Origin of the sequence: Corynebacterium glyciniphilum AJ 3170, from assembly GCF_000626675.1 — a bacterium.
Lineage (GTDB): Bacteria > Actinomycetota > Actinomycetes > Mycobacteriales > Mycobacteriaceae > Corynebacterium > Corynebacterium glyciniphilum.
In genome coordinates, this window is the sequence record NZ_CP006842.1 from 1964765 (window position 1) to 1978069 (window position 13305).

The 13305-nt window shown below is 60.8% G+C and carries 8 protein-coding genes and 3 rRNA genes; all 11 read right to left on the reverse strand.

The annotated features are described in order from the left end of the window. Positions 1-42 precede the first annotated feature (42 nt). The 11 genes from recN to CGLY_RS17145 all read right to left on the reverse strand — a co-directional run bounded on the left by recN (position 43) and on the right by CGLY_RS17145 (position 13286). The gene (gene recN, locus CGLY_RS09250; RefSeq protein ID WP_038548881.1) at positions 43-1761 is read right to left on the reverse strand and encodes a DNA repair protein RecN; all 1719 of its coding nucleotides are present in this window, start codon (positions 1759-1761) and stop codon (positions 43-45) included. 5 nt (positions 1762-1766) lie between these two features. Further along, a complete protein-coding gene (locus CGLY_RS09255) occupies positions 1767-2690 on the reverse strand; it encodes an NAD kinase (RefSeq protein WP_038548884.1) in 924 nt (307 codons plus the stop codon). After that, the gene (locus CGLY_RS09260; RefSeq protein ID WP_038548890.1) at positions 2687-3526 is read right to left on the reverse strand and encodes a TlyA family RNA methyltransferase; all 840 of its coding nucleotides are present in this window, start codon (positions 3524-3526) and stop codon (positions 2687-2689) included. Before CGLY_RS09260 ends, CGLY_RS09255 begins: the two co-directional genes overlap by 4 nt. 2 nt (positions 3527-3528) lie before the next feature. After that, positions 3529-3732 (reverse strand): hypothetical protein, encoded by a 204-nt coding sequence (locus CGLY_RS09265; RefSeq protein WP_144313661.1) that lies wholly within the window; start codon positions 3730-3732, stop codon positions 3529-3531. Beyond that, complete coding sequence (locus tag CGLY_RS09270) at positions 3729-4706, reverse strand: HAD-IIA family hydrolase (protein ID WP_407080810.1); 978 nt, start codon at positions 4704-4706, stop codon at positions 3729-3731. The genes CGLY_RS09265 and CGLY_RS09270 overlap by 4 nt, the downstream gene beginning before the upstream one ends. Positions 4707-4718: 12 nt before the next feature. Next, positions 4719-5765, reverse strand: coding sequence for a tetratricopeptide repeat protein (locus tag CGLY_RS09275; RefSeq protein WP_038548898.1), 1047 nt, complete (start codon positions 5763-5765; stop codon positions 4719-4721). A 177-nt stretch (positions 5766-5942) separates the two neighbouring features. After that, positions 5943-6059: ribosomal RNA gene (gene rrf, locus CGLY_RS09280) — 5S ribosomal RNA — on the reverse strand. Between the two features lie 171 nt (positions 6060-6230). Further along, positions 6231-9309 (reverse strand): 23S ribosomal RNA (locus CGLY_RS09285). Positions 9310-9651: 342 nt separating this feature from the next. After that, positions 9652-11179, reverse strand: a 16S ribosomal RNA gene (locus CGLY_RS09290). The 16S, 23S and 5S rRNA genes sit together here, the layout of an rRNA operon. 626 nt (positions 11180-11805) lie before the next feature. Continuing rightward, a complete protein-coding gene (tyrS, locus tag CGLY_RS09295; RefSeq protein ID WP_038548901.1) occupies positions 11806-13080 on the reverse strand; it encodes a tyrosine--tRNA ligase in 1275 nt (424 codons plus the stop codon). A gap of 32 nt (positions 13081-13112) precedes the next feature. Further along, entirely contained in the window at positions 13113-13286 is a 174-nt protein-coding gene (locus CGLY_RS17145; RefSeq protein ID WP_081803858.1) for a Trm112 family protein, read from the reverse strand. Between the last annotated feature and the right edge of the window lie 19 nt (positions 13287-13305).

The window sequence follows — 13305 nt, forward strand, 5'->3', positions numbered from 1 at the left end:
GATGCAGCCCCGGGCAAATGCGCCGCACGCCGGGGCTGAATACTACCCGGCGTCGAGCTCGGCCTTCGCCCGGCGGGCGGTTTCCAGAAGCTCCTCTGCGTGGGCACGCCCGGTGTCCGATTCAAGCCCTGCGAGCATCCGGGAGAGTTCCTCCACCCGTTCGGTACTGTCCAGCGTGCGGACGCTGGAGCGCACCGACTCCTCCGACGCTGCCTTCGCCACGTGCACGTGGGCATCGGCGAACGCCGCCACCTGCGGCAGGTGAGTCACGACGATCACCTGGTTGTCCACGGCAAGCCGCGCCAGCCTCCGTCCGATCTCGACGGCAGCACGTCCGCCTACTCCGGAGTCGACCTCATCGAAGACCATCGTTCTCCCACGCCCTGCCAGGACCACCTCGAGGGCGAGCATCACCCTGGAAAGCTCACCACCGGAAGCGGTGGCCGCGAGCGAGTTCGGGGTTCCACCCTGGACAAGCAGAAACTCGACCTCGTCGATACCGTCGGCGAGGCAGTCAGCAGATTCGGCGGCTGCGGCCCCGCGACCTCCTGCGCTGCGCACATCCACCCTGAGCGAGGACGACATCTGCAACCCCTCGATCTCGGTGCTCACCGCCGTAGCGAACCGGCCAGCTGCCGCGGTCCGTGAGGATGACAGTTCCCGCGCGGCGTCGACCATGGCCGCCGCAGCCTCCTCGACCCGTCCCCGCAGTTCCTCCAGCGCGTCGCCCGAGACATCGATCGAACTCAGCCTCTCACGGGCCTGGTCCCGCCAGGCCAGCACACCGTCGATGTCGGAGGCGTACTTTCGCAGTTCACGGAGGTCCTGCTGGCGCGCCAGCAGCCCCTCGAGGCTCTCCGGTGACGGAACATCCGACAGCGCTGCACCGATCTCCCCGGAGATATCCGCCAGGTCCGTCACGACGGCATTGATACGGGCCGCCAGATCACCAAACCGAGGCTCAGCCCCCGCCCGTTCCGACAGAGCGGACGCCGCTGCGGACAGCGACTCGACGGCGGCAGCCTCCTCGACCGCAGCATCGGGATCCCCTCCATCGATCGCAGCCAGAGCGGCCAGCGCAGCATCCCGGACCTCGTCGGCGTCCTGCAGCCGGCTGATGGTCACTTTCAGATCCTCGTCCTCACCCGGCTGGGGGTCGAGGGTGTCGATCTCCTCGAGGGACCGACGCAGCGTCTCCGCCTCAAGAGCCAGGTCGCGCCGTTTTTCGGTCCGTTCATTGAGGTCACGTGCCAGGGCCGCCCATGCACGGCGCAGACGCCGGTAGTTCCGACGGTCTCCGTCGAGTCCGGCGAACCTGTCGAGGTTGCGGAGCTGGCGGGTCGGGTCGAGCAGCTGGAGTTGGTCGGACTGGCCGTGGATCGTCAGCAGTCGCGAGGAGAAGTCGCCCAACACGCCGGCTGCCACGGTGCGCCCGGCCAGATGAGCCCGGGACCGCCCGGAGGAACTCACCGACCGTGAGACGACCACCTCACCGTCGTCCAGATACCCGCCGACATCGTCGACGAGCCTGGCTGCCGCGGAATCCCCGTCAGTGTGGAAAATGCCGTCGACCGTTGCCCGTTCAGTTCCTGAACGGACCCTCTGGCTGTCGGCACGGGCGCCCGACAGCAGTTTCAGACCGGTCACCACCATGGTCTTGCCGGCACCCGTCTCACCGGTCACCACCGTGAATCCGTCGGTGAACTCGGCGACGGCCTCCTCGATGACTCCGAGGTTCTGGATCTGCAGTTCCCTCAGCATTCCCGTCACCTTCGCGGTCCGCGCCACCCGGTCACCGGGAGGCGGAACTTCTGGACGAGTCGGTCCGTGAAAGGTTCGGTGTCCAGGCGTACCCACCGCACGTCCTGCGGGCCACGGCGGATCTCGACCCGGGCGCCGGGGGGCATGTGGATCTGCCGGAAACCGTCCATCACCGCTGTCGCCGGGGACGTCTGCGGGTTCGTCTCGACAGCGACCGTCGAATCAGGGCTGACGACCAGTGGGCGGGCGAACAACGTGTGCGCATTGGAGGGCACGACCAGAATGGACGCCAGCTCCGGCCAGAGGATCGGCCCCCCTGCAGAGAAGGCGTACGCTGTCGATCCTGTGGGCGTCGAGACCAGTACCCCGTCGCAACCGAATGAACTCACCGGCCGTTGGTCGACCTCGAGGATCGTATCCAGGACGCCCTGACGGTTCAGGTTCTCCACGGAACACTCGTTCAGTGCCCAGCCGGTGCCCAGGACACGTCCGTCATTGTCGCGGGCGGTAATGGAGAGCGTCATCCGGTTCTCGATCCGGTAGTCCCCCGCAATGACCCGGTCGAGTGCTTCCTCCAGCGACTCCTGCTCCCATTCAGCGAGGAAGCCGATGTGGCCCATGTTCACGCCCAACACCGGGACGTCCTGGGCGTGGGCGATATCCGCAGCACGCAGGAATGTCCCGTCCCCGCCCAGGACGAGGACGAGGTCCACGCCCTTGGCTGCTTCAGTGGTGTGCCCGTAACGGGGGAACCGGCCGAGGATCTCGTGGCGGGCCACCGGAGCGGGGTCACCGGTGGACATCACGCGCACGGTGAGACCACCGTCGGACAGTCTCTGTGCTGCGGCCGCAGCCATGTTGAGCTTGTCCGACGCGCCGGTGTGTGCGACGAGGAGCACCTCGCGGACCCGGGGGGCTTCTTCAGTCACTGGGGACCCTCCTTCACTGCCTTGTCGACCATGGCGGTCAGGTTTTCCTCACCGGGGGCACTAACACCACCGTCATTGACCAACCACAGAAAGTATTCCACGTTTCCGCTGGGCCCGGGCAAAGGCGATGCAACGACCGCCCGGGTGGACAGCCCGTGCCGCTGTGCTGCACGCGCGACATCGAGGGTGACCTCCGCACGCAAAGCGGGATCGCGGACAACTCCCCCGTGCCCAAGCCGGTGCTTGCCGACCTCAAACTGCGGCTTGACCATCGGTAGCAGATCACCCCCCTCGGCAGTACACGCGGCGAGGGCGGGAAGCACTAGGTCTATGGAGATGAATGAGAGGTCGCCCACCATGGCATCTGCGGGGCCGCCGAGTTGCTCAACAGTCAGCGTGCGCACATTGGTGCGGTCCAACACGGTCACGCGGTCGTCGTTCTGCAAGCGCCAGATCAGCTGCCCATAGCCGACATCCACGGCCAAGACCTCTGCTGCACCCCGGTCGAGACAAACATCCGTGAATCCACCAGTCGAAGCACCTGCGTCGAGGACGCGGCGCCCCGAGAGGCTCAGACCCGAGGGCTCAAATGCGGCGAGCGCCCCCAAAAGTTTGTGCGCTCCGCGTGACGCCCAACGGTCGTCATCGCTGACCGCTACGCGGATCGAGACCTCCCCGTCGACACCTGTCGCCGGCTTCGTCGCCACCATCCCGTTCACACTGACCCGTCCCGCGACAATCATCTCACGGGCGTGTTCACGTGACCGGGCATCCTTGCGCCGGACAAGCTCGGCGTCGAGTCGTTGGAGACGGCGGTTCCTGTTCTGCTTCGGCATGATCAACGGCCCTCCATCGCGTCATTGATCAGGCGGTGCGCCCTCTCAAGAAGCTCTGCTTCATCGTTGCCTTCAGTATCCGAGGACAACAGCGCATCCACCTGGGCGATGAGAGAGTCCGCGTCGAAGACGGCCTCTCCATTCGCTCCGGCACCTTCAGTGGCACCATGAGCCGCCGTCTTCGCGGCGAGGTCACCGGGGTTCACCGCCACCCCCTCAGAGCCGCAGCTGCCGCGTCGTCACCAGCGGCAGCGACAACCTCGGGGTCACGGCCATCGTCGATCTCCTGCCAGACGACCGGTGCCGCCGCAGCGACTGCTTCCGCAGACATCACCTCCGCTGTACCGGTATCGCCCGAGGACACGACCACTCGGCCCCGTTCGGGACGGGCAGACCACCCGTCCAGGTGGTCCCGGAGGTTCGCGGCGATGAACGTGGGACGGAACTCCGTGTGCAACAGCTCCGAATGGGTCGCCACGCCCGTCAGCACGCAGAGAGTATCAATACCGGCGGCGTTGCCGCCGGCGATGTCGGTATCCAGACGGTCGCCGACGGCCAACGGACGCCGGGCGCGCGATGCCGTCACCGCACGACGGAACATCTCGGGCAGCGGCTTTCCTGCGCTACGCGGCGTTACACCCGTGGCGCTGACGACAGCGGCTACCAGGGAACCGTTGCCGACGAGGAACCCCCGCTCCGACGGGAGCGTGGTGTCGAGGTTCGACGCCACATATTCAGCACCCGCGCGGATACTCAACGCCGCTTCCGACAACTGCGGCCAACCGTTCTCCGGGCTGTGACCGTGCAGCACGACGTGGGGCTGCCCGTCAGCGCTGTCGACGACATCGAAACCTGCCTCTGTGGCGAGGTCACGGAAAGACCTGGCTCCGACGACGTAGGCGCGCCGTCCTGACGCCTGGACTGACTTCTCCGTGAGAATCTCGTTGGCCAGAGTGCACGCCGCCTGCGCGGAGGTCAGAACCTGTGTGTCCCCAACCGTGAAGGACAGGCGACGCAGGTGGTCCGCGACCTGCCTGGGCGAACGTGAGGCGTTGTTCGTGATGTAGACGACCTCGCGTCCCATCAACGCCTCGTGGGCGCCGTCCACCGCAACATCTCCCTTGAAGACGGTACCGTCAAGATCAGCGAGGAGAACATCATAGTCATCCAGAACGCGCAGGCCCGTCATCTGTCAGGCGTCCTTGAGCTCGCGCAGCCGTGCCTCGGAATCCAGCACGTTCTCCGTGTCCATCTCGATGGCCCGTTCGAACCACTGCCGGGCACCGGGGACGTCACCGACGGCCAGCAGAGCATCCGCATAGGCATAGGTCACGCGCAGAGCGGTGACGGCGGGCAAATCGGTCGACTCCGACTCCGGTTGCAGCGCTGTGAGGGCCGCCTCATTGTCGCCGAGATCATGCTGCGCACCAGCGACGACGATGGCGAGTTCTGCCCGTCCTTCGGGGTCCAGTTCTTCAGCTTCAGGAGAGCGTCCGAGCTCCACGGCCTTACCGGGGTGCCCGAGACCCCGCTCACAGTCGGCCATCACGGCGAGGAGACCGGGCCCGCCTGCCATACGGCGGGCAGCGCGGAGCTCCGTCAGCGCTTCCTTCCACTGACCCGCGTGGTACGCGGCGATCCCCAGCGTTTCACGGGTGATGGGCACACGTCCGCCACGGTCTTTCGCTGCCCGTGCATGTGCGAGGGCCTTCTCCGGATCCTTGTCCATCAGGGCGGCAGCCATGACGAGATGACCGGCGACCTTGTCTGCGTTGTCTTTAGACAGGCTCCGGAGCTCCTGGCGGATGCCGGGGTCGAGTTCCTTGGGGCTGACGTCAGAGGGGATCTCCGGTTCCTGCAGCCGCTGGCTGATCCGTTCCTCGCGGTAGCCCGAGCGGTGGGGACCGTTGTGACGGTCGCGACGGCGATCGTCACCCTGGCCCTGTCCGCCGCGGTTGGGTCGTGCCCCTCTGTCCCGATCCCGATTGCCCTGTCCCGCACGGTTGTCACGGCGGTCGTCGCGGTTGTTGCGACGACCATCCCTGTTATCGTCACCGCCGCGCCCCCGGTAGCCGCCGCGCTCGCCGCCGCGGCTACTGTCGCGATTGCCGTAGCTGCGTTGCCCCCCTCGACCTCCCTGACCGCCATGGCCACCGGGGCCGCGTCGTCCGGCGTTGGAGGACTGGCTTCCGCCACGATGGTGGCCGCGGGAACCGCTGCCGCCGGAGGACTCGCTCATCTGACTACCTCTTCCTGGTGTTGTTATTCCCGACCGATTCTAGGTCAGGTGTGCACAGAGACCAACCGGGAGGAATGCCCGGGCAGTTGCTGCGACTGTAAAAACGCATAAAAAAAGTGTGTGGTCGGAGCAGCCACCATCGACTGCTCCAACCACACACCATCACCTAAATTTTGATGCCGGCGGCGTCCTACTCTCCCACACCCTCCCGGGTGCAGTACCATCGGCGCAGGCAGGCTTAGCTTCCGGGTTCGGAAAGGGACCGGGCGTGACCCCACCGCTAAAACCACCGACAAACACACACGAAACAAACACACACCCAACCCCGCCAACAACCCCTCCCCAGGGACAAAACCCCACAAAAGAGAAGCCAACAGACTGGTGCACTGTGCCGTTCCAGACACTGCACAATGAACGCGAAAATACCTTCACACTACTACACAACAGAACCACTCGTTACAACGTTAATGTCATCCTCGGTCAATTAGTACCGGTCACCTCCAACACTCACATGCTGTCCAGATCCGGCCTATCAACCCCGTCGTCTACAGGGAACCTCAAACGAAACCTCATCTCGAAACAGGCTTCCCGCTTAGATGCTTTCAGCGGTTATCCCTCCCATACGTAGCCAACCAGCCATGCCACGGGCGTGACAACTGGCCCACCAGAGGTATGTCCAACCCGGTCCTCTCGTACTAGGGTCAGCCTTTCTCAAGTTTCAACGCGCACGGCGGATAGAGACCGAACTGTCTCACGACGTTCTAAACCCAGCTCGCGTGCCGCTTTAATGGGCGAACAGCCCAACCCTTGGGACCAACTCCAGCCCCAGGATGCGACGAGCCGACATCGAGGTGCCAAACCATCCCGTCGATATGGACTCTTGGGGAAGATCAGCCTGTTATCCCCGGGGTACCTTTTATCCGTTGAGCGACACCGCTTCCACAAGCCGGTGCCGGATCACTAGTCCCTACTTTCGTACCTGCTCGACCTGTCAGTCTCACAGTCAAGCTCCCTTGTGCACTTACACTCAACACCTGATTACCAACCAGGCTGAGGGAACCTTTGGGCGCCTCCGTTACTCTTTGGGAGGCAACCGCCCCAGTTAAACTACCCACCAGGCACTGTCCCTAACCCAGATCATGGGCCGAGGTTCAGATATCCAGCACGATCAGAGTGGTATTTCAACAACGACTCCACAACCACTAGCGTGGCCGCTTCACAGTCTCCCACCTATCCTACACAAACCGAACCGAACACCAATACCAAGCTATAGTGAAGGTCCCGGGGTCTTTTCGTCCTGCCGCGCGTAACGAGCATCTTTACTCGTACTGCAATTTCGCCGGGCCTGTGGTTGAGACAGCAGGGAAGTCGTTACGCCATTCGTGCAGGTCGGAACTTACCCGACAAGGAATTTCGCTACCTTAGGATGGTTATAGTTACCACCGCCGTTTACTGGGGCTTAAATTCTCCGCTTCGGTGTTACCACCTAACAGGTCCTCTTAACCTTCCAGCACCGGGCAGGCGTCAGTCCGTATACATCGACTTACCGTCTTCGCACGGACCTGTGTTTTTAGTAAACAGTCGCTTCCCTCTATCCTCTGCGACCCACACCAGCTCCAGCCGAAAAAGCCTTCACCAGCACGGGCCCCCCTTCTCCCGAAGTTACGGGGGCATTTTGCCGAGTTCCTTAACCACAGTTCACCCGATCGCCTTAGTATTCTCTACCTGACCACCTGTGTCGGTTTGGGGTACGGGCCGAATGTGCACATCGCTAGAGGCTTTTCTCGACAGCATAGGATCACCGACATCCCCGCAAACGGGTACGCATCACGCCTCACCCATCATGAACCCCGGATTTACCTAGGGCTCGGGCCACACGCTTACACCACAATCCAATAAGTGGCTCGGCTACCTTCCTGCGTCACCCCATCACTTGGCTACTACCAATTCAGGTCCCGCGCATCCACACACACCAAGCCCACAAAGTAGACCCAGCACACGCTTCAGGGCGGTTAGTATCACTGATTCACCATGGTCGCACACACACGGGTACGGGAATATCAACCCGTTATCCATCGACTACGCCTGTCGGCCTCGCCTTAGGCCCCGACTCACCCTGGGAAGATTAACTTGACCCAGGAACCCTTGGTCATCCGGCGGATGAGGTTCTCACTCATCATTCGCTACTCATGCCTGCATTCTCACTCGCATAGCGTCCAGCACTGGGTCACCCCGCACCTTCACTCGCTACACGACGCTCCCCTACCAACCCACACCCAAAGGTGCAAGTTCCGCGGCTTCGGCGGTGTACTTGAGCCCCACTACATTGTCGGCGCAGAACCACTCGACCAGTGAGCTATTACGCACTCTTTCAAGGATGGCTGCTTCTAAGCCAACCTCCTGGCTGTCTTCGCGATCCCACATCCTTTTCCACTTAGTACACCCTTAGGGGCCTTAGCCGGCGATCTGGGCTGTTTCCCTCTCGACTACGAAGCTTATCCCCCGCAGTCTCACTGCCGCGCTCTCACTTACCGGCATTCGGAGTTTGGCTGATGTCGCTAAGATGGTAGTCCCGCTAAACCAACCAGTAGCTCTACCTCCGGCAAGAAACACACGACGCTGCACCTAAATGCATTTCGGGGAGAACCAGCTATCACGGAGTTTGATTGGCCTTTCACCCCTACCCACAACTCATCCCCTCAGTTTTCAACCTAAGTGGGTTCGCGCCTCCACGACGTCTTACCGTCGCTTCACACTGGCCATGGGTAGATCACCCCGCTTCGGGTCCAGGACACGCCACTAACAACACACTAGTTAGTATTCGCTTTCGCTACGGCTACCCCACACGGGTTAACCTCGCGACGTGCCGCTGACTCGCAGGCTCATTCTTCAAAAGGCACGCCATCACCCCACAAGGAGGCTCTGACGGATTGTAGGCACACGGTTTCAGGTACTATTTCACTCCCCTCCCGGGGTACTTTTCACCATTCCCTCACGGTACTATCCGCTATCGGTCACAACAAGTATTCAGGCTTACCGGGTGGTCCCGGCAGATTCACAGCAGATTCCACGAGCCCGCTGCTACTCGGGGACACTTGCAACCCACATGCATGATGCTTTCACGTACCGGACTCTCACCGTCTACGGCAGGCCATTCCAAACCACTTCCGCTAACACCACACACACAGGCGGCAGGCTGACAGACCCACCACACAAGACCCCACAACACCCCACATGCAACCCCTGCCAGGTATCACACACATAAGGTTTAGCCAAACATCCGATTTCGCTCGCCGCTACTCACGGAATCACTATTGTTTTCTTCTCCTACGGGTACTGAGATGTTTCACTTCCCCGCGTTCCCTCCACACCAGCTATACATTCACCAGTGGGTGACCGCGCATAACCACGGCCGGGTTTCCCCATTCGGACATCCTCGGATCAACGCTCAGTTGGCAACTCCCCGAGGCATTTCGCAGCCTCTCACGTCCTTCATCGGCTCATTGTGCCAAGGCATCCACCGTGCGCCCTTCACAGACAACACTAAAACAAACAAAGATGACTCTACAAAAATTGCATAAAATAAAGAAGATACTCGCGTCCACTATACAGTTCTCAAACAACACGACACCCACAACCACACGCACACCACTGCACGCACAATCAAGAAGATGCCCAACAAAAAGGAGCATGCTGCCCCAGACACCCAACACCGCAACACACCAAGCAACACTTTTTCGCCGACACCACATAAAGCCATGCGACAAACAAACGATGATCCAGACAACGATCTCCACCCGGATTCAACAAAACAGACTACGCAAACCCCCCACCCACACTCAACGCGGGCAAGGCAAGTAAGGCCTGTAACCAAAAAGCTCCTTAGAAAGGAGGTGATCCAGCCGCACCTTCCGGTACGGCTACCTTGTTACGACTTCGTCCCAATCGCCGATCCCACCTTCGACAGCTCCCTAACGAGTTTGGGCCACTGGCTTCGGGTGTTACCAACTTTCATGACGTGACGGGCGGTGTGTACAAGGCCCGGGAACGTATTCACCGCAGCGTTGCTGATCTGCGATTACTAGCGACTCCGACTTCATGGAGTCGAGTTGCAGACTCCAATCCGAACTGAGACCGGCTTTAAGGGATTAGCTCCACCTCACGGTATCGCAACCCACTGTACCGACCATTGTAGCATGTGTGAAGCCCTGGACATAAGGGGCATGATGATTTGACGTCATCCCCACCTTCCTCCGAGTTAACCCCGGCAGTCTCTCGCGAGTCCCCACCATAACGTGCTGGCAACACAAGACAAGGGTTGCGCTCGTTGCGGGACTTAACCCAACATCTCACGACACGAGCTGACGACAACCATGCACCACCTGTATACAGACCACAAGGGAAAACACATCTCTGTGCCGATCCTGCATATGTCAAGCCCAGGTAAGGTTCTTCGCGTTGCATCGAATTAATCCACATGCTCCGCCGCTTGTGCGGGCCCCCGTCAATTCCTTTGAGTTTTAGCCTTGCGGCCGTACTCCCCAGGCGGGGCGCTTAATGCGTTAGCTACGGCACGGAAGTCGTGGAAGACCCCCACACCTAGCGCCCACCGTTTACGGCATGGACTACCAGGGTATCTAATCCTGTTCGCTACCCATGCTTTCGCTCCTCAGCGTCAGTAACTGCCCAGAGACCTGCCTTCGCCATCGGTGTTCCTCCTGATATCTGCGCATTTCACCGCTACACCAGGAATTCCAGTCTCCCCTACAGTACTCAAGTTATGCCCGTATCGCCTGCACGCCCGGAGTTAAGCCCCGGAATTTCACAGACGACGTGACAAACCACCTACGAGCTCTTTACGCCCAGTAATTCCGGACAACGCTCGCACCCTACGTATTACCGCGGCTGCTGGCACGTAGTTAGCCGGTGCTTCTTCTACCACTACCGTCACTGACCCAACAAGGCCAGCTTCGTCATGGCTGAAAGGAGTTTACAACCCGAAGGCCTTCATCCCCCACGCGGCGTCGCTGCATCAGGCTTGCGCCCATTGTGCAATATTCCCCACTGCTGCCTCCCGTAGGAGTCTGGGCCGTGTCTCAGTCCCAATGTGGCCGTCCACCCTCTCAGGCCGGCTACCCGTCGACGCCTTGGTAGGCCATTACCCCACCAACAAGCTGATAGGCCGCGGGCTCATCCTGCACCGAAAAACTTTCCACCACCGACACTAAACGATGGTCCTATCCGGTATTAGACCCAGTTTCCCAGGCTTATCCCGAAGTGCAGGGCAGATCACCCACGTGTTACTCACCCGTTCGCCACTCGAGTACCCTGCAAGCAGGGCCTTTCCGTTCGACTTGCATGTGTTAAGCACGCCGCCAGCGTTCGTCCTGAGCCAGGATCAAACTCTCCATAAAAGCATATCAGCCCTACAAAAAGCCTGAACATACTGGCAAACAAAAAAATACTGAACTACTGACAAAAAATGTCAATCACATCAACCCACACCACCGGGGAGGTGGCACGAGCCGACAAACATCAACACCAATCAGCAGCACAATAAGAAAAGAACAATATTTAACAAGCAATCACGCTTGCCGGTATCATCCCAAACCACCGCGCCACACAACCAGTGCGACAAAAAAATACTTGGTTTGTTACGCTATTGAGTTCTCAAACAACACACGCACACAACAATCCCCACCAAAAACAGTAGGAAGCCGCTGCGGCTGATTCACAAGGTACACCACCACATTACCGGAAAGCAACCCAAAGGTTAACAACCGATCACGGCCATCCTTGCCGTCGCTACCACCCGGACAACATCCCGGCGTCTCGCTGACTCGCATCAATCTACACACACCCCCACCACACCCACAAACCCACAGGTCACGGCCATACAATCACTGCGCCCGCAGTGACATGACCTCACAGGGTCCGTCATGATGTTCGTCGGATGGTCACAAAGGACACAACGGCTGCGCCGCCACCTGGTTCCAGGTGGCGGCGCAGCCGTCCTTCATCTGACAGTCAGCTCATCCAGTCACTGGGGATCGGTGAGCTTGATGCCTGCGAACCGCTTCTTGCCTTTCCGCAGGACCAGCCAGTCACCGGCAAGGAGGTCGTCTTTCCCTGGCACCCATTCCATGTCAGTGACACGGACGTTGTTGACGTACGCGCCGCCCTCACCGATCGTGCGACGCACTGCGCCCTTCGACTTCTCCAGACCGGTGGCGATGAACAGGTCGACGACACTCGTGCCGGAGGAAACCTCGGCGCAATCTGTCTCCGACAGTGCACCGGACAACGTCGTCTCGTCCAGTTCCGCCAGCTCGGCTTTACCGAAAAATGCCTCTGCCGCCTTCTCTACCTTCTCAACCGCCTCGGCGCCGTGCACGAGTTCCGTCATCTCCCGTGCAAGGGTGCGCTGTGCTTCTCGCTTGAACGGGCGCTCGTCGACTTCGACAGCCAGCCTGTCGAGTTCGTCCTGACCCAGGAACGTGAACCACCGCAGGTAGCGGATGACGTCGGCATCGGCAGCATTGAGGAAGTACTGGTACCAGCTGTACGGGCTTGTCATCTCCGGATCGAGCCAGAGCTTGCCGCCACCGGTCGACTTACCGAACTTCCGTCCCTCGGAGTCCGTCACCAGGGGCACAGTCAATCCATGGACAGTCTCACCGTCGACCCGTCGGTTCAGATCCACTCCCGAGACGATATTGCCCCACTGATCCGATCCACCGATCTGCAGCCTGCAGTCGTGCGTCCGGCGGAGCTCGACGAAGTCGTTGGCCTGAAGAAGCATGTACGAGAACTCCGTGTAGGACATTCCGTCAGTCTCCAGGCGACGCTTCACGGTGTCGCGGGCAAGCATTGTGTTCAACCCGAAGTTCTTTCCGATGTCCCGCAGGAAGTCGATGGCCGTCATCTTCGCGGTCCAGTCGATGTTGTTCGCTGGAATCGCAGCGTTCTTCCCCTCGAAGGATACGAAACGTGCGAGTTGCTTCTTGATGCGCCCGACGTTCGCCTCCACTTCCTCGACGGTGAGCATCGTGCGTTCTCCCACGTCACGGGGATCACCGATCATGCCGGTGGCGCCACCTGCCATGACGATGGGGGTGTGCCCCGCGCGCTGAAGCCGTGCCAGCATGAGGAGGGGGACGAGGTGACCCGCGTGAAGCGACGGGCCCGTCGGGTCGAATCCGACGTACGCCGTCGTCGGGGTGGACAGTTCCTCGCGCAGTGCGTCCAGATCAGTGGACTGCGCGATGAGACCACGCCATTGCAGGTCGTCGAGGATATTGGTCTGCTCGGTCATTCTTGATGGTCCTTCTGTACTTCTCGAGTGGGTCAGTTCGCGGTCAGCGGCCAGCTAACGGCTTCTTCAGCCAGCAGGACGGGAACGCCGTCCTGCACCGGATAAGCGATGTCCAGCCGCGGATTGACCAGATATTCCCCGTGGACCTCCAGGGGTTGCTTGTCCTGGGGGCAGACGAGGATCTCGAGAAGTCGGGGATCGATCATGCGGGTTAGTCTATCCCCA

What these genes read in the sequence shown, in the direction of transcription:
- recN (WP_038548881.1), bottom strand. Translation starts at nt 1,761, where the DNA reads ATGCTGAGGGAACTGCAGATCCAGAACCTCGGAGTCATCGAGGAGGCC.
- CGLY_RS09260 (WP_038548890.1), bottom strand. Translation starts at nt 3,526, where the DNA reads ATGCCGAAGCAGAACAGGAACCGCCGTCTCCAACGACTCGACGCCGAG.
- CGLY_RS09275 (WP_038548898.1), bottom strand. Translation starts at nt 5,765, where the DNA reads ATGAGCGAGTCCTCCGGCGGCAGCGGTTCCCGCGGCCACCATCGTGGC.
- tyrS (WP_038548901.1), bottom strand. Translation starts at nt 13,080, where the DNA reads ATGACCGAGCAGACCAATATCCTCGACGACCTGCAATGGCGTGGTCTC.
- CGLY_RS17145 (WP_081803858.1), bottom strand. Translation starts at nt 13,286, where the DNA reads ATGATCGATCCCCGACTTCTCGAGATCCTCGTCTGCCCCCAGGACAAG.